The sequence below is a fragment of the Pseudomonas sp. HS6-2 genome, from assembly GCF_049325675.2.
In the GTDB taxonomy this organism is placed as follows: domain Bacteria; phylum Pseudomonadota; class Gammaproteobacteria; order Pseudomonadales; family Pseudomonadaceae; genus Aquipseudomonas; species Aquipseudomonas putida_N.
Map to the genome: position 1 here is coordinate 2096314 of NZ_CM143906.1, position 18724 is coordinate 2115037.

The window sequence follows — 18724 nt, forward strand, 5'->3', positions numbered from 1 at the left end:
TCTCCTTGAATCGTCAGAAATGCTGGGGCGCAGCGCTGCGGCTGAGTGAGCCGGGGCGGTGGGCGAGCAGGGTGCGCAGTGGGAATTCCCAGACCACGGTGTCGATCTGCGGGTTGGCCAGTTGGTCGCTGGCCAGGAACTGGTTCATCGCCTCGAACGGGCCGCGGGCTTCCACGGCGATGCTCAGCAGGTCGCGGTTAAGTGCCTCCTTGAGGAAGCCGACGAAGTTCCAGTCGTCGATCTTGCTGTAGCTGGTGCCGACCAGCAGCAGGCTCTGGTTTTCCTCGGCGAACAGGTCGTCGGCGCCTTGCGCGGCCTTCAGGGTTTCGTACAGGGCGATCGGGTTGGGGCCGAACTGCGGCGCCAGGCGCGCATGGTCAAACTGGATGTAGTTCATCAGGTCGCCCTTGACGCTCTTCTCGCCGGCCTTGCGCGACACGTACACCTGGTCACCCAATAGTTGCGGGCGCTGGCGCGCTAGTTCGTAGGCCGACAGCCGCGCGCCTTCCGGGCTCCAGTGGGTATCGGACTTGAGGAACAGCTGCGGGCCGTCGAGGTTGGCGAGGAAGGCCCCGCGCAGCGGCACCACGTCCTGCTGGCGGTTTTGCAACTCGCCAACGAAGTGGTCGTAGAGGCTGGTCACCCGTGGGTCGAAGGCATGCTGGGCATGGGCCGCGTACACGTCCAGCTTCATCGGCAGCGGCAGGATCACCAGCTGCTTGCCGTGCTCGGCCAGCTGCGTGCGGACCTTGTCGATCTGCTCCAGCTGGCTTGCCACGTTGGCCTCGAGGTCGTTGGGTACACGGTATTCCTGATTGGTATAGAGCCAGCCATCCTTGCCCAGCACCACGCCCTTGGTGCCTTCGCCGAACAGGTGGAACTGGGCATCGGCCCACAGCTCCACCGACGGGTCACGCAGGAAGAAACGCTTGTCGTAGGCCTGCTCGAACTTGCGCAGCAGCTTGCCGTCGACGAACAGGTTCCAGGTATCGGTCGAGGTGCGGGCAAAGCTGAACACCGGTGGCAGCGAATAGACGAACATCGCCGCCAACACCACCACGAACAGAATGCCATTGGCCTTGCTGGCCGAATTCATCACCGGGTACATGGCCGTCTCCTAGAACTGGAAATACAGGAAGGGCGAAAACGAGTTGGCCGCCAGACTGCTCAGCGCCAGCAGGAAGCCGCCCCACAGCAGCACGCTGTGCAGCGCGCCGACATGGCGCATGAAGTAGCCGTCCTTGTTGCCGGCGTAGAAACGCACGTTGTTGATCCCGGCCAGTACCAGCCAGGCCAGCGCCACCAGGGCGAAGGCCATGGCCATCTTCGAGGCGCCGAGCACGTACAGTTCCAGCGAGCCGAAACCGTTGAGGCCGAACAGCGCCTGGTAGATGTCGAGGCTGTGGCGCAGGTCCATGGTGAAGAACAGCGGCATGCTCAGCAGGATCAGCGCCGCGGTGCGCAGGTTGCGGCCCAGGTGGTAGGGCGTGCTGACCTTGGTCGCCAGGTTGAACTTGCGCTCGATCACCATGCCGACGCCAAAGAACAGGCCCCAGCAGATGAAGGCGAAGCTCGCCCCGTGCCACAGGCCCGACAGCAGCATGGTCCAGATCAGCGCCGGCAGGGCACCGGCCACGCGCTTGCGCACCAGTGGCATGTACACGTAGTCGCGCAGGAAGTGCGCCAGGGTCATGTGCCAGCGTGCCCAGAACTCGGTGATGCTCTGCGAGACATAGGGCTGGTTGAAGTTTTCCGGGAAGCGGAAGCCCATCATCAGCGCCAGGCCCAGGGCCATGTGGCTGTAGCCGGCAAAGTCGAAGTACAGCTGCAGGGTCGAGATCACCAGGCCGAACCAGGCATCGGCGAACTGCAGCGTGCCTTCGCTGACGAACAGCAGGTTGATCGGCGCCAGGCGGTCGGCGATCAGCACCTTCATGATGAAACCGAGCATGAAGCGGCACACGCCCAACGAGAACAGCTCCAGCGAATGGGTACGTTCGCGCAGCTGGGGTGCCAGCTGGCTGTAACGCAGGATCGGCCCGGCCACCAGGTGCGGGAACAGCGCGACGAAGGCGGCGAAGTCGATGAAGTTGCGCGTCGGCGTGGCGTCCTTGCGGTAGATGTCGACGATGTAGCTCAGGGCATGGAACACGTAGAACGAAATGCCCAGCGGCAGGAAGATGTTCTCTAGCGTCCAGGTGTTGATGCCCAGCGGTGCCAGCAACAGGGCCAGCACCTCGGCGCCGAAGTTGGCGTACTTGAAGTAGCCCAGGGTCGACAGGTTGCCGGCGATGCCGATCCACAACAGGCGCAGGGCCATGACTTTGTCGCCGGCGTCCAGGCGTGCCTTGATGCGCAGGCCGAACCAGTAGTTCCAGTAGGTGATGCCAACGAACAGCAGCAGGAAGTCCGGGCGCCACCAGGCATAGAAGATATAGCTGGCAGCCACGATCACCGTGGAGCGCCACTGCGCCTTGGCCAGGAAGTACACGGCCAGGAACAGGGGCAGGTAGAGGAACAGGAACACATTGGAGGCGAAGATCATGGCACGGCCCTTCCTTAGTAACTGATCACCACGCCGACGCTCAGCTGGTAGTCATCGCCGGTTTCCAATGCGCTGCCGGCATTGAGATAACTGGCGCTGACCAGCGCGTTGACGTCCAGGTGCTTGCCATCGATAGCCACCGGAAACATCTTCCAGTAGTAGTTGAGGTCGATCATCTGCCCGACATTGCGCCCGTTGCCGTTGGTGCCCTGGGTGATGGCGCGGTTGCGTTCCGCGCGTTGGTCGCCATTCATGCGGATCGGCAGGGTGCCGTCGGCATCGCGCAGGTCGAGCTGGGTCACCCGCAGGTCCAGCGCGCTGCGCGGGGTGGGGCGGGTCTCCACGGCGAAGCCGTAGTAGCTCAGGTTGCGCAGGTCGAGGGCGACGAACGAGCTGGTCAGGCGAGTGCTGTACGAGCCGGAGCGGGTGATGCGGTCGGACTGGATGGCGTTCAGGCGGAAGCCGTCGTTCTCATCGCTGGGCTTGTCGGTCAGGCCGCCGCGCAGCGCCACGCGCGGGGTCCACGCCAGGTTGTCGAAGCGCTTGCCGACTTCGCCCAGCACCGCCCAGCCCTTGCTGCTGTGGCCAGTGGTGGTGACGCCGTTGCCGTCGGTGTTGTCCATCTTGCCGTCCAGCGCCGCCAGTTCCAGGTGATAGTCGCTGAGCACCGGGTAGGCCAGGTTGTCGCCCTTGAAGAACAGCCCGTAACGCATGCCCTTGAAGTCATAGCGGTCGTCGGCGTCGTGGCCGCTGTGGTCGTTCTCGTGCATCAGGCGCAGACCGACCTGGTTGTTCTGGCTCCAGCGGTAGGCGTACTGGCCCATCAGGTAGGTGGTGCGCTCTTCGCTGTCAGCCAGGCGGTTGACGTCGGTGTTGTAGTTGTGGAACTTCTGGCCGACGGCGAAGAACGCCTCGCTGAAGGTGTCCTGGTAATTGAAACGCAGCGACTCGAGGCTGTCGTCCCACCAGATGCCGTAATCGTCATAGAAACGCTGGCGGCCGAACGAGGCGGAGAAGCGCGGGTCGTCGCCGATCAGGTTGCGCTTGACGTACAGCTCACGCAGTTCGGCGTACCAGCCTTCGGGCTGCTCGCGCTCGTTGGCGTTGGACGCTTCGTTGGTCAGGTTGCTCGACTGGCTGGAGTCATAGTTCAACCACAGGCGGCCGTAGACCATCCATTTGGCCCAGCGCTTTTCCGGCGAGTACCAGGCGAACGATGGCTCGTAACGCAGGCTGTAGAACATCTCGCGGTCGCTGCCAACCTGGGAGTCTTCCGGGCCGTAGCCGGTCTGCACGGTGAGCTTGTTGAACACTTCCGAGGTGATGACCGGCTCGCTGCCATCCAGCGCGGCGATGCGCACCGGTTCGTTGCGGTCGGCTTCGGGGCCGGTGATTTCTTCTGCGGCGATGGCCGCTGGCAACGGCGCCAGGGCCAGCAGGGCGCCGAACAGGGGGTGATGCGCTTTCACAGGGTGGTCTCCTTGAACAGCCCGTTGCGAGCGGCCAGGGCGCGCTCGATATCATCCTTTGGCAGGGTCTTTTCCAGGCGCTTGATCAGGCTGCGCGCGCTGCGTTCACCCAGGTCGAGAGCGACGCGGGCGTAGGTATAGGCTTTGACCGGGTCGTGGCACAGGGCACGGCCGTAGGCGTGCAGGGTGGCCATGCGGTACCAGGCGGCAGTGTTGCCCTTGTCGGCTTCGGCCTGGAACAGCGCCAGGGCCTTCTCCTGGTCGGGCTGGTCCTCGACGCCCTTGCTGTAGTACTCGCCCAGCAGCAGGCCGGCACCGGGGTAGCCGCTGGCACGCAGCTCGTCGATCAGTGCGCGGGCCTTGTCCGGGTCCAGGGTCAGCCAGTTGTTGACCATGTAGAACTGCGCCTGCAGGGCCTTGGCCCGGGTCGGTTCGCGCTCGCGCACCTGGTCGATCAGCGCCTGGGTTTCCTCGGCGTTGTGCTCGGTCGGGTTGGAGATCATGTAGTTGGCCTTGGACACCATGGCCGGCACGAAGCCACGGGCCACGGCCACATCGCGCCAGCGCTGGACCCGGGCGGTGGCGAGGTTCAGCGCATCGCTCTGGGCTTTTTCGCGGGCCAGTTGTTCCGGGGTGGGTGGCAGCTTCTCGGCACCGGGCGTGCTGGCCTGGTTTTCGTAGCGGTCGGCTTCCTGTTCGGCGCGCTGCACACTGGTGATGCTGTCGAGCAGCGCGGCGACGCGGTGGATGATCTCCACCGGCAACTGCTCGCGCTCAGGTTCAAGCTGGTCGGCGAACGGCGGGAACAGGCGGTACTGCTGCTCGCCGAGGAAGGCGTAGTAGCGGTCCAGGGCGCGCACGTCCACGCGCACCGCCTGGCGATACCAGCGCTCGGCACTGGCGCGGTCGCCCTGGCGCTCGGCGAGCACGGCGTGGTACAGCTCGGGGCGGCAATTGAGCAGGCAGGCCTGCTCGTACAGCGCCAGCAGTTGGCTCGCCTGGGCGCTGTCGACCAGCTCCGGGTAGGTCAGGAACACTTCCAGCGTGGTGCTGGTGTTGCGCGGGTCGAGGTTGGCCGGGTAGCGCGTCAGTGCCTGCGCCATCCACGGCCGCTGCACCTCGCGCAGGCTCGGGGTGCGGTCGATCAGGCGGGCCAGCGAAGCCAGTGCCGGGACCATGCCATGGCCGTCGGCAAAGGCCTTCTGGTACAGCGCTACCACTTCCGCGCGGCTGGCGTCTTCGCGGCCGGCCAGCACATCGCCAAGCAGCAGGGTACTGGCCAGGTCGCCACGGGCGGCCAATTCGCGCAGGTCGGTGGTGACCTCGGCCGACGGGTCCTTGTACAGCGCGTAGCGGATCTGTTCCAGGCTCTGCCCGGCACTGGCTGTAGTGGCGCAGGCCAGGGCCAGGCCGGCCAGCAGCAGGCGGGGAGGCATATTGGCGGTCATGGCGTCGTCGTCCTCGGCCGTTTAGCGCGCTGCGCCGAACGGCAGGCCCATGAACAGGTCGACCGCCACTGCTTTCTGGTAGGCCGCGGCCGGCAGCGGGCTGTCAGGCTGGATGGTCAGCGCCAGGTTGCGGTTGACCTCGTCGACGCGCGCGTCGACCACTTTGCCGCTGTAGTGCTGGTCGAGGCCAAACACCTGCATGTCCACCGACTTCACCCGGTCGACATCGGCGAGCTTGTCGAACGGCACGTTAGCGCGCACGAACAGGCCCTGGTCCTTGGGCAGCAGGTGCATCAGCGGGGCTTCCTTGTAGCCGTAGCCGTCCAGGCGCTGGCTCGGGTAGTAGACCGTGCAGTCGCACGGACTGTTAATTACCGTTTCGATGGTGGCGCGGCCAAGCAGGGTCTGCAGGTCGCCAGGCGACAGGTCGGCGACCGCCTTCATGTCGGCCGGGCTGGTGAAGCTGGTGGCTAGCTGCGTGGAGATGCTGGCCAGCGGCTGGCCGGCCTGCACTTCGGTGGCGCCGGCGGGCAGCAGGTACTTCACATAGCCGTTGTCGGGCATGCTGATGACCTGGGCGTTGGTCGCCACCTGGGCCTGCAGCGCCGGGATACGGAAGAACAGCAGGTAGCCCTTGTAGCCAACGAAGGCCAGCGCGGCGACGCCAGCAGCGGTGTACAGCAAGGTGCCGGTCAAGGCCTTGATGCGGGCGCCTGGGGTGCGTGCGCTGGCGTACTTCTGCTTGCGTTCCTTGATGTAGTTCTCGCGCTGCATGACATTGAACAGGCCATTGATGTCAGCGATTTCGCCGGACATGTAGGCGCTGATCAGGTAGCGCAGGATGTCGCGTTTCTGCGCATCGAGCTCGACGAACTGCGCGCCCACTTCGCTGCCACGCTGGGAGACGATGCGGATCTTGCTGTCGATGTTCAGGTCCACCTGGTTCAGGCGCAGGCGAATCGAAGCGTCGAACAGCGTGCCGACTTTCAGCGGTGCGTCGTGGGTCAGGCCCAGGCCACCCAAGGAGATGTCCTGCAGGGCCACTTCGAACGGGGCCTGACCGGCAGTGGCCAGGCGCACCCGCGCGTTCATGCGGGTGCGCACGTACTGGCGCTCGTCGACTGCTTCGTGGACGATATTGGCCGCTGTCTTGCCCGGGGCCGCGGGAATGTTCGTGGTACTCATGTGCAGGCGCCTTTCCTTAACGTTGCGAGAGTTGTAAAAGAACGGTGATGACCCCGAAGAAGATCGCGATCGACGAGCACAGCATCGCCTTCGAGGACCAGCGGTTGAGGCGGGCGTCGAAGTCGACGCTGCCAGTGGCCAGGGTGGTCTTCTGCCGCGTCCAGCTTTGCTGGTCCATGTGGAACATCGCGTAGACCTTCATCAGCGAACCGACGATCTGGTTGTAATAAAGAACGAAGGGGTACATCGGGCTGACCGGGTGGCCGGCGAAGACGAACAACACCGTCACCAGGCTGCGCGAGATCAGCACCCAGAACAGGTACACCAGCAAGTACTGGATGCCGAACACCAGGCCGGCCACCACCGAGGCGGTCAGGCCCATCAGGCAGGTCCACATCGACACGCGCTGGTCGAGCAGCACATACAGGGTGAACAGCCCCAGGCGGGCGCGACCAAGCAGGGCGGTGGCGCGGAAGTTCTGTCGCAGCGAGTTGCCGTACCAGCGGAACATCAGCTGGCGGGTGGCAACCAGGAAGCTGTCACTGGGCGGGTGCTCGACGGTCAAGGTGTGGCTGTCGGGCACGTAGTAGGTGTTCCAGCCGGCGCGCATCAGGCTCAGCCAGCTCGACTTGTCGTCACCGGTGAGGAACTGGAAGCGGCCCAGGCGCCAGTGTTCGAGGAAGTCGGCTTCGACGTCGCGGATGAACTCGGGGTCGGTCATCACTTCGGCGCGGAAGAACGACAGCCGCCCGGTCAGGGTCAGTACCCGGTGCGACAGGGCCATCGAGCACATGTTGATGTGGCGCTGGACGAAGCGCATCGAGTGCCACTGGCGCATCCAGCGGCTGCCTTCGACTTCGCAGAATTCGTTGGTGGTCAGGCCGCCCACGTCCGGCAGCACGGCAAACAGCTTGACCGCACGTTCGACGCAACCGGGCAGCATCATGGTGTCGCCGTCGACCACCCCGACCACCGCGTCATTGAGCGGCATCTGCCGCGACAGCGCACGGAAGGCATGGGCCAGGCCGTCACGCTTGCCGGTGCCACGGGCGCGAACGATAACCAGCTTGATGTCGTCGCGGTCCTTGACCTCGTTGCGCATGATCTCCTTGATGAAGGTCTCGTCGCCTTTCTCGACGATCGAGGCGATCACCGTGCATGGCACGTTCAGCCGTTGCACTTCCTGGAATACCGACTGGTAGACCTTGAAGGTGGTCGTGGTGGGGATGCGGAAGCTGGTCACCACCATGAACATGTGCGAGGGCAGTGCGGCATCGCCCAGGCGCTCGACCTGCCGGCGCAGGCGCGGGAACTTCCAGTGCAGGAAATACATGCCGCGCAGGTAGTGGACGATGGCGTTGCCGTAGCGCCACATACCCAGCGTGCCGATGATGAAGATGAACAGGTGGTGGTTCGGGTCCAGGTACTGCGGCGCGACCATCTCCGAGGCCAGCGCGATCAGCCCGGCGAGGCACGCCCAGCCGAAGAAGCTGGCGGCTGCGCGCAGGTAGCCGGGTGCCACGAAGGGTGGTTGCTGTCGATCCATGTCGCCTTGACTCCTGTTTTTGCGGTGCCCGCGCGCCACCCCGCCCAGGCGTGAGCCTGTGGCAGGTGGAGCGCGGTGGGTGCCGGCTCGGTTACCAGCAGATGCCTTGGGTGCGGCTGTCGCTCAGGCCGGGCATGAAGCCGACCAGGTCGATCACCTGCTTGCCGTTGTCGGCTTGCAGGGCGCTGGCGAAGCGCGGGTCGTTGTTGCCCAGGACGATCACCTCGGCGTCATCGATCACCTGCTGCAGGTCGCTGTGCAGCAGCGACGAAACATGCGGGATCTTCGCTTCGATGAACTCCTTGTTGGCCCCGTGCACGCGGGCGTATTCGACGTTCTCGTCGAAGATGTGCAGCTGGTAGCCCTTGCCGATCAAGCGCTCGGCAAGTTCCACCAGGGGGCTTTCGCGCAGGTCGTCGGTGCCGGCCTTGAAGGCAAGGCCGAGCAGGGCGATCTTGCGTTTGTCCTGGCGCTCGATGAGGTCGAAGGCGTTCTGCACCTGCGAGACGTTGCTGGCCATCAGCGAGTCGAGCAGCGGTGCCTTCACGTCCAGGCTGGCGGCGCGGTAGGTGAGGGCGCGCACGTCCTTGGGCAGGCACGAGCCGCCGAAGGCAAAGCCCGGGCGCAGGTAGTAGCGCGACAGGTTGAGCTTGTGGTCCTGGCAGACCACATCCATCACCTCACGGCCATCGACACCGGCAGCCTTGGCGATGTTGCCGATCTCGTTGGCGAAGGTCACCTTGGCCGCGTGCCACACGTTGCAGGTGTACTTGATCATCTCGGCAACTTCGATCGGCTTGCGGATGATCGGCGCGTCGAGCTCGCTGTACAGCGACGCGAGCAGGTCGCCCGACTGGCTGTCCAGTTCACCGATCACGGTCATGGCCGGGTAGTCGTAGTCCTGGATCGCGGTGCTTTCGCGCAGGAATTCCGGGTTGACCGCCACGCCGAAGTCGACGCCGGCCTGTTTGCCCGAGTACTGCTCGAGGACCGGCACTACCACGTTCTTCACCGTGCCTGGCAGCACGGTACTGCGCACCACCACGGTGTGGCGGCTGCCCTTGTCGCGCAGGGCGGTGCCGATTTCCCGGCAGACCGCTTCCATGTACACCAGGTCCAGGTCGCCGTTCTTCTTGCTCGGGGTGCCGACGCACAGCAGCGACAGGTCAGTGGCGAGGATCGCCGCCTGCACATCGGTGGTGCCGCGCAGGCGGCCCTTGCTGACGCCTTCCTGGAGCAGCTGCTCCAGGCCCGGCTCGACGATGGGCGACTTGCCCTGGTTGATCAGTTCGATTTTCGCCGGGGAAATGTCCACCCCCAGCACATTGTGGCCGCGGGCCGACAGGCACCCCGCGCAGACAGCGCCAACATAGCCAAGTCCAAAGATGCTGATGTTCATAGATCCCTCTCCCTGGGGCACGGCAAAGCCGGCCGAGATACATCGTTCATGAAGTTGTCGTAATGGCAGACGCGCAGAAGTAAGCCGCGCTCAGAAGTGGCGTTGCAGGCTGTTTCTTAGTTGTCTTCTTACAGCCTAAAGGCGTTTTTATTTTTATTGCAAGCCTTGATGTCTATTTGTTTGAAAATAACTTACAAGCTCCATGTGAAAGTTTAAAAACCCTTATAAATCAATCATTTAAAGTTGCTGTTAGTTGGGCGTCAAAAAAATGATAATGCCGCAAGCGGCAATAAAGTGACGCCAAAGGCGTGGCGCCTTTGCGGTTTCTCCCTCGCGTTGTGCGGCTTGGCATGCACCGCCGGACGTATCAAATCCCTCTAAATCAGGGCCTCGCAGGGCTGACTGGTGGCGCAATACTGGCTTGCGACGCTGGCCGGCGATGGGCATAGTGACTGCACAGTCTGCAACTGCTTACAGGATTGTGAGCAGCACCCATGACGGCAAAGGAACCAGGAGAAACGTCATATGAAAGGACTCGGTCCACGCCTGCGGGAAGAGCGTGAACGGCTGGGCATGACCCAGCGGGTATTCGGTGATATCGGTGGCGTCGAGCCCAATGCCCAGGGCAAGTACGAAAGTGGTGAACGCACGCCGCGGGCGGACTACCTGGCGGCACTGGCGAACCAGGGTGTGGATGCGCTGTATGTGCTCAGCGGTGAGCGTACGCCGGCACCGCTGGAGAGCCTGACGGCGGATGAAAGTGGTCTGCTGAGCGCGTTTCGGCGTTTGCCAGCGGCCGACAAGGCGGCTTTGTGGCACTTGTTGGGACGTCTGGTAGGTGAGAGCAGCAGCAGTGAGCAGGCACGGCAACCGCGTCATGAGCGTCGGACGTTTCTGAAGGAAGTTTTACGCTAGGTCCGCCATGAAAAATTTTGTTAAGGTGGCGGGATCCAATCGCCCTGTTGACGAGGTGTCTGCTTGATTAGGGTCCTAGTGGTCGACGATCACGATCTGGTTCGAACCGGTATTACCCGTATGCTGGCTGATATCGATGGCCTGCAGGTGGTGGGTGAGGCGGATTCGGGCGAGTCGGCGCTGAAGCTCGCCCGGGAACTGAAGCCTGACGTCGTGCTGATGGACGTCAAGATGCCTGGGATCGGCGGCCTGGAAGCCACCCGCAAGCTGTTGCGCAGCCACCCCGACATCAAGGTGGTGGCGGTTACCGTGTGTGAAGAAGACCCGTTCCCGACCCGCCTGATGCAGGCCGGTGCCGCCGGTTACCTGACCAAGGGCGCAGGGCTGGACGAAATGGTCCAGGCGATTCGCCTGGCGTTTGCCGGCCAGCGCTATATCAGCCCTCAGATCGCCCAGCAGCTGGCGCTCAAGTCGTTCCAGCCGCAGGCGTCACCGTTCGATGCGCTGTCGGAACGGGAAATCCAGATTGCACTGATGATCGTCGGCTGCCAGAAAGTGCAGATCATCTCCGACAAGTTGTGCCTGTCGCCCAAGACCGTCAATACTTACCGTTATCGGATCTTCGAAAAACTCTCGGTCACCAGCGACGTCGAACTGACCTTGCTGGCCGTTCGCCACGGTATGGTTGACGCAAGCCTGTAAACCTTCATGTCACAAGTCTTTGATTCCAGCGCATTCCTGGCGACCTGCAGTGGTCGCCCGGGCGTTTACCGGATGTTCGACGCCGAGGCGCGGTTGCTCTATGTGGGCAAGGCCAAGAACCTCAAGAAGCGCCTGGCCAGCTATTTCCGCAAGACCGGCCTGGCGCCGAAAACCGCCGCGCTGGTGGGGCGCATCGCCCAGGTCGAAACCACCATCACCGCCAACGAGACCGAGGCGCTGCTGCTCGAGCAGAACCTGATCAAGCAGTGGCGCCCGCCGTACAACATCCTGTTGCGCGACGATAAGTCTTATCCGTACGTGTTCCTTTCGGACGGTGAGTTCCCGCGCCTGGGCATTCATCGCGGGGCGAAGAAAGCCAAGGGGCGTTATTTCGGGCCGTACCCCAGTGCGGGCGCCATTCGCGAGAGCCTCAGCCTGCTGCAGAAAGCCTTTTCCGTGCGCCAGTGCGAAGACAGCTACTTCGCCAACCGCACTCGCCCGTGCCTGCAATACCAGATCAAGCGTTGCAAAGGGCCGTGCACCAACCTGGTCACACCCGAGGAATATGCCGAGGACGTGCGTCACTCGGTGATGTTCCTTGAAGGGCGCAGCCAGCAGTTGGGCAACGAGCTCAACGAGGCCATGGAAAAGGCGGCCATGGCCCTCAACTTCGAGAAGGCCGCCGAACTGCGCGACCAGATTGCCTTGTTACGCCGGGTCCAGGACCAGCAGTACATCGAAGGCGGCTCCGGCGATGTCGATGTGGTGGCCGCCTTCGTCAACCCGGGTGGTGCCTGTGTGCACCTGATCAGCGTGCGCGGTGGCCGGGTGCTGGGCAGCAAGAACTTTTTCCCGCAGGTGGGCATCGAGGAGGAGGTGGCCGAAGTCATGGCCGCGTTCCTGTCGCAGTACTACCTGGGCAATGCCGAGCGCGAGCTGCCTGGCGAGTTGATCGTCAACGTGGTGCACGAAGACTTCGAGGCCATCACCGAAGCCGTGCAGAGCCTGCGCGGTCGCGAGCTGGCCATCAGCCACCGCGTGCGCGGCACCCGTGCGCGCTGGCAGCAACTGGCGGTGACCAACGCCGAGCAGGCGCTCAATGCCCGCCTGGCCAACCGCCAGCACATGGCCGCACGCTTCGAGGCCCTGGCCGAAGTGCTCGGGCTGGATGAAGTTCCGCAGCGCCTGGAATGCTATGACATCAGCCACTCCAGCGGCGAGGCCACGGTGGCCAGCTGCGTGGTGTTTGGCCCGGAGGGCCCGATCAAGTCGGATTACCGTCGCTTCAACATCGAAGGCGTTACCGGTGGCGACGACTATGCCGCCATGCACCAAGCCCTGACCCGCCGTTATGGGCGGATCAAGGACGGCGAGGGCAAGTTGCCCGACGTGCTGCTGGTGGACGGCGGCAAGGGCCAGCTGAACATGGCCCGCGAAGTGATGCAGGAGCTGGCTTTCACCGACCTGACCCTGCTCGGCGTGGCCAAGGGCGTGACCCGCAAGGCTGGCTTCGAGACCCTGTACCTTAACGACGTGGCCCACGAGTTCACCCTCAAAGGCGACAACCCGGCGCTGCACCTGATCCAGCAGATCCGCGACGAAGCCCACCGGTTTGCCATCACCGGCCATCGTGCCCGGCGCGGCAAGGCCCGCCGTACCTCGAGCCTGGAAGACGTCGCCGGGGTAGGGCCCAAGCGCCGCCGCGACCTGCTGAAACACTTTGGCGGCCTGCAGGAGCTCAACCGCGCCAGTATCGATGAGATCGCCAAAGCCCCCGGCATCAGTAAAAAGCTTGCCGAGTCGATTTATGCCAGCCTGCATAGCGAGTAGAATGCCGGGTTCAACCCGCAGCCAGTCGTACCGATGAATATTCCAAACCTGCTCACCGTTCTACGCGTCCTGCTCATCCCGATCTTCATCCTGCTGTTCTATATGCCCTATCACTGGAGCTACATGGCTGCCAGCACGGTGTTTGCCATCGCCGCCGCCACCGACTGGCTGGACGGCTACCTGGCGCGTCGCCTGCAGCAAAGCACCCCATTCGGCGCCTTCCTCGACCCTGTGGCCGACAAGCTGATGGTGGCCGTGGCCTTGGTGCTGCTGGTGCAGGTGCACGCCAACTTCTGGCTGACCCTGCCAGCGGCGGTGATCATCGGTCGCGAAATCGTCGTTTCGGCGCTGCGCGAGTGGATGGCCGAACTGGGGGCACGTGCGCATGTGGCGGTGTCCAACCTCGGCAAGTGGAAGACTGCGGCGCAGATGCTGGCGCTGGTGATCCTGCTGGCCAACCCGCCGGTGGTGAGCTTCTGGGTGGTACTGGGCTATGGCCTGCTGCTGGTGGCAGCTGCCCTGACCCTGTGGTCGATGGTGCACTACCTAGTAGCCGCCTGGCCGCATCTGCGCGAAGGCTCCGAGCAAAAATAAAAGTTTTTTGAATCAAGGGGTTGACGCCGTTTCAGATATCGCTAGAATGGCACCCATCACGACGCGGGAATAGCTCAGTTGGTAGAGCACGACCTTGCCAAGGTCGGGGTCGCGAGTTCGAGTCTCGTTTCCCGCTCCAGTTATAGATCTACAGAGTTCCATGGAAGTCTGTAAGTCGTTGAAAAAAGGGCCGAAAGGCCCTTTTTTCGTTCCAGCGAAAACCACCGAAAACCGGGGGTAGCCGGACAAAATGAGTCCAGAAATGAGTCCAGAATTGGAAATCGGCTCATTCGGTTTTCCGGTGGAGCAGGGCAGGTAACGAGACGAGCATTTGGCCTCTGACAGATTCAGGAGGTCACTATGGCACTCACGGAAATGGCGATTCGGCATGCTCGAGTCACCGCCAAGGAGTACACGCTCGCAGACAGTGATGGCTTGTTCCTCAATGTCACTGCCCAAGGCAGCAAGATCTGGCACTTCCGTTACTACTGGGAGGGCCGGCAGAAGCGCATGTCCTTCGGCAGTTACCCACAGGTGGGCCTGCGTGACGCGCGGGAGCGGCGAGACGAGGCACGAGCGCTCATCGCTCAGGGATACAATCCCTGTGAACAGCGCAAGCAGCAGCGTGTGGCCGTGCGCCTTGCCAATGATCAAACCTTCGATGCTGTCTTTGAGCAGTGGATTGCCTTTCGTAGGCTGAGTCTCAAAGAAGGGCGACAAAGCACGCTGTCGCAGATCCTGCGCATTTTTGCCAAAGACATACAGCCCTACATTGGCGAGCAGTCGATCCATGAGATCAATCGGCATGTGCTCATGGATCTGCTCAGCCGTATCGAATGCAGGAAGGCCTTCACAACTGCAGAGAAGTGCCGGACCTGGCTCAATCAGTTGTTCCGCTACGCACTGGTGCGCATAGCGGGCCTTGAGCACAATCCTGCCGCAGATCTCGATGTGGTGGCGGTGCCCAAACCGCCGGTGGAGCATAACCCGTTCCTACGCATGGAGGAGCTTCCGCATTTCTTGGGCAAGCTGCGTGCGTTTCGCGGCTCGCAACAGACACAACTCGGTATCCGCTTGTTGCTGTTGACCGGAGTGCGTACCGGTGAGTTGCGTTTGGCGACGCCCGATCAGTTCGACCTAGAGCGATGCCTTTGGATCATCCCGCCGGAAGTGGTCAAGCAGCTCCAGCTCAAGATGCGCAAAACGCGCCGTCAAACCACCAAGGTGCCACCCTATATCGTCCCGCTGTCTATCCAGGCGGCCGAAGTCGTGCGCCTGTTGCTGGATCAGGTGGTTCCTGCTCAACGGTATTTGCTCTCCCATCGAAGCGATCTGAGCAAGCGCATCAGCGAAAATACGCTGAACAGCGCGTTGCGACGTATGGGCTTTGCTGACCGGCTTACGGGGCACGGTGTGAGGGCCACGATTGTTGCCGCTGACCGAAAACTGACCCAGTTTCGCCCGTTGTGCTGACTGAAAACTGACCCAGGTGTTCCACTGCACCTGCTCAATTTTTGAGCAGGAGAACACAGGGTGATCAGCATGGAAATGATGGGCAAAATTCGGCGGATGTATTTCCGCGACAAGCTGTCGTTGCATGAGATAGCCAAGCGCACCGGACTGTCGCGCAACACCATCCGAAAATGGGTCAGAGCGCCGGAGTCCAAACAGCCGGTTTATCAGCGTCGAGCCGTGTTCAACAAGCTCAGTCCCTTTCACGAGATGTTGGAGCAAGCGCTGCGGGCTGATGCCTTAAGGGCCAAGCAACATCGTCGCAGTGCCAAGGCGCTGCTGGCCATGATCCGCGCTGAAGGCTATGACGGCGGCTACAGCCAGCTCACTGCCTTCGTTCGTCATTGGCGCGGAGAGCAAGGCAAGGCGGTACGGGCATTTGTGCCGTTGGCATTCGCCTTGGGCGAGGCCTTCCAGTTCGATTGGAGCGAGGAAGGCCTGCTGGTTGGCGGTGTTTTCAGGCGCGTCCAGGTCGCGCACATGAAGCTATGTGCCAGCCGAGCTTTCTGGCTAGTGGCCTATCCCAGCCAAGGGCATGAAATGCTGTTCGATGCCCATACCCGCTCATTCGCCGCCTTAGGTGGCGTGCCGCGTCGCGGCATCTACGACAACATGAAAACTGCGGTCGACAAGGTCTCCAAGGGTAAAGGCCGCACGGTCAATGCTCGCTTCATGGTGATGTGCTCGCACTACCTGTTCGACCCGGACTTCTGCAACGTAGCGTCCGGCTGGGAAAAAGGTATCGTCGAAAAGAATGTCCAAGACAGTCGGCGCCGCATCTGGCTGTCCGCCCGCGACAATACTTTCCATAGCTTCGAAGAGTTGAATGCCTGGCTTGCCCAGCGCTGCCGGGCTCTCTGGCATGAGCTGATTCATCCGCAGTACAACGGCCTTACCGTCGCAGAAGTCTTGGAATTGGAGCGCGTCGAAATGATGCCGATGCCGACGCCTTTCGACGGATATGTAGAACGCACGGTTCGCGTTTCCAGCACCTGTCTGATCAACGTGGCTCGCAACCGCTATTCAGTACCCTGTGAGCGTGTTGGCCAGTGGGTCAGCAGTCGGCTCTATCCCTCGCGAATCGTCGTGATTGCCGATGAGGGTGTGATTGCTAGCCATGAGCGCCTGTTTGATCGCGATCAGGTCAGCTACGACTGGCAACACTACATCCCCCTCATTGAACGCAAACCGGGGGCCCTACGCAATGGTGCCCCGTTTGCCGATCTGCCTAAGCCACTACGCCTGCTCAGGCGCGGGCTGCTGCGGAATCTACAGGGTGACCGGGTTATGACCCAGGTCTTGGCCGCCGTGCCCATCGCTGGCCTGGATGCTGTTCTCGTAGCGGTTGAGCTGGTTTTGGAGTCTGGCAGCCTGAGCGCTGACCACATCCTCAACATCGTGGCCCGTCTGACCGCTCGTGAAGCACCACCCTCGGTCGAAACCAACCTGCAACTGAACGTTACCCCTGTTGCCAATACCGCACGCTATGACCGGTTGCGCAGCACGGATGAGGAGGTGCGCAATGCGTGATCTCACAGAGGAACTCAAAGACTTACGCCTGCACGGCATGGCCGATGCCTGGGCAGAGCTGGCCGCACAAGGCGAATCTTCCACTGCGTCATCGAAATGGCTGATCGAGCATCTCCTTGATCAAGAGCACGCCGACCGAGCAGTACGCTCGGTGCATCATCAGATGAGCATGGCGAAACTGCCCATGCACCGTGACCTGGCTGGCTTCGACTTCGGTGTATCCAGCGCCGATGTCCGATTGATCAGGGAACTGTCCACTCTGGCCTTCACCGACACAGCGCAAAATGTGGTGTTCATCGGTGGCCCTGGCACCGGTAAAACGCACCTCGCTACTGCCTTGGCAGTGGCCGGCATCACCCAACATAACAAGCGTGTGCGTTTTCACTCCACAGTCGATCTGGTCAACCTGCTGGAGCGTGAAAAACATGAGGGCAAGACAGGGCGTATCGCCCGAGGACTACTGCGTGCAGATCTGGTAATCCTTGATGAGCTTGGCTACCTACCTTTCAGTCAGAGCGGCGGAGCCCTGCTGTTCCACCTGCTTTCGAAGCTTTACGAGCACACCAGCGTGATCATCACCACCAACCTCAGCTTCGCCGAGTGGTCGAGCGTATTTGGCGACGCCAAGATGACCACGGCCTTGCTCGACCGATTGACACACCACTGCCACATCGTCGAGACGGGGAATGAATCATACCGCCTGCAAAACAGCACCTTGGTGGCCAAGACCAAGATCCAGGCGAGGGAGCGCAGACGGCAGGATGTCGAGGAATCGGAGGACGACCCGTTTTGACCTCTTTGGGCTGGCCTTGCTGAGTGCAGGGTCAGCACTTTCACGACGCTGTCGACTGCTAGGCTTATCCACAATTGCCGGGGTCTAAATCGGCAAGCAGCCCTGGGTCATTTTTCAATCGGCAGGGTGGGTCAGTTTTCAATCAGCGCCGACAGGTAAAGTCCTTACCAGCTATAAACCGGGCAAGCAAAGCTTCGTATTTCGTGAACCGCTCGGGGTCATTGGTGTCATCAGCCCCTGGAATTTCCCGCTCTATCTCAGCATGCGCTCAGTAGTGCCAGCGGTAGCACTAGGCAATACCGTAGTCTTGAAGCCAGCTAGCGATACGGCCATTACCGGAGGTCTTTTGATAGCCCACCTGTTTGAGGAAGCTGGCTTCCCGCCAGGGGTGGTAAACGTGATCGTTGGCGCCGGTTCCGAAATCGGTGATGCCTTCGTAGAACACTCCGTTCCAAGTTTGATTTCGTTTACAGGATCGACAGACATCGGCCGCAGTGTGGGGCGCATTGCTGTCGGCGGAAAATACATCAAGCGCGTAGCCCTCGAACTTGGTGGTAACGCCCCACTGGTCGTATTGGACGACGCCGACATGGAGGCCGCAGCCCATGCGGCAGTGGTGGGTCGCTTCCTGCATCAGGGCCAAGTCTGCATGAGTGTCAATCGGGTCATCGTTGATCAAAAGATCTATAACGACTTTGCCGCCCTCGTAGTGGAGCGAGTTCAGAAGCTTTCTGTGGGTGACCCTAACCTGGCTGAAACGGTGATCGGACCAGTTGTGAGCCAGAGCCAACTGACTGGTTTGCTCAACAAAATCACCCGAGCAAACCGCGATGGTCTTGAGTGCCTCCATAGCGGAGCTGCATCAGGCTTGGTTCTTCCACCACATGTTTATGGACGGGTAGCACCACATCACGAGCTGGCGTACGACGAAACATTCGGGCCGATCATGCCTTTGGTCATTTCTCAAAACGAAGAGCATGCTTTGGAGCTCTCTAACTCCAGCGAGTTCGGGCTTTCGAGCGCTGTGTTTACGCGAGACATGGATCGCGGCTTGCGCTTCGCAAGCGGTATCGTTGCAGGCATTACTCATATCAACGACATCACCATCGACGACCAGCCAAACGCGCCCTTTGGAGGGGAGAAAAACTCTGGCCTAGGTCGATTCAACGGAAGCTATGCCATCGACGAGTTCACCAGAGCTCACTGGGTAACCTGGCAGCAAGCAGGTCACAATTATCCTTTCTGAGAAGCTTTTT

The 18724-nt window shown here is 61.8% G+C and carries 13 protein-coding genes, 1 tRNA gene and 2 pseudogenes; 9 read left to right on the forward strand and 7 right to left on the reverse strand.

All coding sequences use genetic code 11. The features are described 5' to 3' along the window. Positions 1-13: 13 nt before the first annotated feature. The 7 genes from ACOKS3_RS09750 to ACOKS3_RS09780 form a co-directional block, all read right to left on the reverse strand. Positions 14-1108, reverse strand: a complete 1095-nt coding sequence (locus ACOKS3_RS09750) for an alginate O-acetyltransferase (protein WP_103446724.1) — start codon at positions 1106-1108, stop codon at positions 14-16. 9 nt (positions 1109-1117) lie between these two features. Beyond that, on the reverse strand, positions 1118-2545 hold the full coding sequence (locus tag ACOKS3_RS09755; protein WP_103446725.1) for an MBOAT family O-acyltransferase: 1428 nt from the start codon (positions 2543-2545) through the stop codon (positions 1118-1120). A 14-nt stretch (positions 2546-2559) separates the two neighbouring features. Next, entirely contained in the window at positions 2560-4014 is a 1455-nt protein-coding gene (locus ACOKS3_RS09760) for an alginate export family protein (RefSeq protein WP_422764663.1), read from the reverse strand. Further along, positions 4011-5462, reverse strand: coding sequence for a tetratricopeptide repeat protein (locus tag ACOKS3_RS09765; protein WP_422764662.1), 1452 nt, complete (start codon positions 5460-5462; stop codon positions 4011-4013). Before ACOKS3_RS09765 ends, ACOKS3_RS09760 begins: the two co-directional genes overlap by 4 nt. 21 nt (positions 5463-5483) lie before the next feature. After that, positions 5484-6647: a PilZ domain-containing protein gene (locus ACOKS3_RS09770; RefSeq protein WP_422764661.1), complete on the reverse strand. Its 1164-nt coding sequence runs from the start codon at positions 6645-6647 to the stop codon at positions 5484-5486. A gap of 16 nt (positions 6648-6663) precedes the next feature. Next, positions 6664-8193 (reverse strand): glycosyltransferase, encoded by a 1530-nt coding sequence (locus ACOKS3_RS09775; RefSeq protein WP_181004468.1) that lies wholly within the window; start codon positions 8191-8193, stop codon positions 6664-6666. Positions 8194-8284: 91 nt separating this feature from the next. Continuing rightward, a complete protein-coding gene (locus tag ACOKS3_RS09780; protein ID WP_103446729.1) occupies positions 8285-9592 on the reverse strand; it encodes a nucleotide sugar dehydrogenase in 1308 nt (435 codons plus the stop codon). Between the two features lie 525 nt (positions 9593-10117). Between ACOKS3_RS09780 and ACOKS3_RS09785 the strand changes: the two genes are divergently transcribed. The 9 genes and pseudogenes from ACOKS3_RS09785 to ACOKS3_RS09825 all read left to right on the forward strand — a co-directional run. After that, positions 10118-10507, forward strand: a complete 390-nt coding sequence (locus tag ACOKS3_RS09785; RefSeq protein ID WP_103446730.1) for a helix-turn-helix domain-containing protein — start codon at positions 10118-10120, stop codon at positions 10505-10507. Positions 10508-10570: 63 nt separating this feature from the next. After that, positions 10571-11209 (forward strand): response regulator transcription factor GacA, encoded by a 639-nt coding sequence (gene gacA, locus ACOKS3_RS09790; RefSeq protein ID WP_054884910.1) that lies wholly within the window; start codon positions 10571-10573, stop codon positions 11207-11209. A gap of 6 nt (positions 11210-11215) precedes the next feature. After that, complete coding sequence (gene uvrC, locus ACOKS3_RS09795; RefSeq protein WP_103446731.1) at positions 11216-13039, forward strand: excinuclease ABC subunit UvrC; 1824 nt, start codon at positions 11216-11218, stop codon at positions 13037-13039. A gap of 33 nt (positions 13040-13072) precedes the next feature. Next, complete coding sequence (gene pgsA, locus ACOKS3_RS09800; RefSeq protein WP_103446732.1) at positions 13073-13633, forward strand: CDP-diacylglycerol--glycerol-3-phosphate 3-phosphatidyltransferase; 561 nt, start codon at positions 13073-13075, stop codon at positions 13631-13633. Positions 13634-13696: 63 nt separating this feature from the next. Then, positions 13697-13772: transfer RNA gene (locus ACOKS3_RS09805), tRNA-Gly, on the forward strand. 221 nt (positions 13773-13993) lie between these two features. Further along, positions 13994-15070 (forward strand): annotated as a pseudogene (locus ACOKS3_RS09810) (tyrosine-type recombinase/integrase); the annotation flags it as partial. 105 nt (positions 15071-15175) lie between these two features. Further along, complete coding sequence (gene istA / locus ACOKS3_RS09815) at positions 15176-16675, forward strand: IS21 family transposase (RefSeq protein ID WP_169725187.1); 1500 nt, start codon at positions 15176-15178, stop codon at positions 16673-16675. Continuing rightward, positions 16668-17468 carry an IS21-like element helper ATPase IstB gene (gene istB / locus ACOKS3_RS09820; protein ID WP_013970780.1) on the forward strand — a complete coding sequence of 267 codons (801 nt, stop codon included), beginning with the start codon at positions 16668-16670 and terminating at the stop codon, positions 17466-17468. Before istA ends, istB begins: the two co-directional genes overlap by 8 nt. 154 nt (positions 17469-17622) lie before the next feature. Continuing rightward, positions 17623-18714: pseudogene (locus tag ACOKS3_RS09825) on the forward strand (aldehyde dehydrogenase family protein); the annotation flags it as partial. Positions 18715-18724: the final 10 nt, after the last annotated feature.

What these genes read in the sequence shown, in the direction of transcription:
- istA (WP_169725187.1), top strand. Translation starts at nt 15,176, where the DNA reads ATGGAAATGATGGGCAAAATTCGGCGGATGTATTTCCGCGACAAGCTG.
- ACOKS3_RS09750 (WP_103446724.1), bottom strand. Translation starts at nt 1,108, where the DNA reads ATGTACCCGGTGATGAATTCGGCCAGCAAGGCCAATGGCATTCTGTTC.
- ACOKS3_RS09765 (WP_422764662.1), bottom strand. Translation starts at nt 5,462, where the DNA reads ATGACCGCCAATATGCCTCCCCGCCTGCTGCTGGCCGGCCTGGCCCTG.
- pgsA (WP_103446732.1), top strand. Translation starts at nt 13,073, where the DNA reads ATGAATATTCCAAACCTGCTCACCGTTCTACGCGTCCTGCTCATCCCG.
- uvrC (WP_103446731.1), top strand. Translation starts at nt 11,216, where the DNA reads ATGTCACAAGTCTTTGATTCCAGCGCATTCCTGGCGACCTGCAGTGGT.
- ACOKS3_RS09770 (WP_422764661.1), bottom strand. Translation starts at nt 6,647, where the DNA reads ATGAGTACCACGAACATTCCCGCGGCCCCGGGCAAGACAGCGGCCAAT.
- istB (WP_013970780.1), top strand. Translation starts at nt 16,668, where the DNA reads ATGCGTGATCTCACAGAGGAACTCAAAGACTTACGCCTGCACGGCATG.
- ACOKS3_RS09755 (WP_103446725.1), bottom strand. Translation starts at nt 2,545, where the DNA reads ATGATCTTCGCCTCCAATGTGTTCCTGTTCCTCTACCTGCCCCTGTTC.
- ACOKS3_RS09775 (WP_181004468.1), bottom strand. Translation starts at nt 8,193, where the DNA reads ATGGATCGACAGCAACCACCCTTCGTGGCACCCGGCTACCTGCGCGCA.
- ACOKS3_RS09785 (WP_103446730.1), top strand. Translation starts at nt 10,118, where the DNA reads ATGAAAGGACTCGGTCCACGCCTGCGGGAAGAGCGTGAACGGCTGGGC.
- ACOKS3_RS09780 (WP_103446729.1), bottom strand. Translation starts at nt 9,592, where the DNA reads ATGAACATCAGCATCTTTGGACTTGGCTATGTTGGCGCTGTCTGCGCG.